The organism is Leyella stercorea, assembly GCF_021531355.1.
Lineage (GTDB): Bacteria > Bacteroidota > Bacteroidia > Bacteroidales > Bacteroidaceae > Prevotella.
The window spans coordinates 1-208 of record NZ_JADYTS010000258.1 but is presented as its reverse complement, the minus strand read 5'-3'; the positions used below and the strand labels follow the sequence as shown (position 1 = coordinate 208).

At 41.8% G+C, this 208-nt stretch carries 1 tRNA gene; it reads left to right on the top strand.

Annotated features, from left to right (window positions below):
- Positions 1-137: 137 nt before the first annotated feature.
- Positions 138-208: transfer RNA gene (locus tag I6E38_RS15275), tRNA-Gln, on the top strand.

Below are 208 nucleotides of genomic sequence, written 5' to 3'. Positions count from 1 at the left end.
GGGATATGGTGTAATGGTAACACTACAGATTCTGGTCCTGTCATTCTTGGTTCGAGTCCGAGTATCCCAACAACACAAACTTCCTCTTTGAAGAAGAGGTGCTAAACAGCGTTTGTTTCTTATGCGATTTTAAAAATTGGGATATGGTGTAATGGTAACACTACAGATTCTGGTCCTGTCATTCTTGGTTCGAGTCCGAGTATCCCAA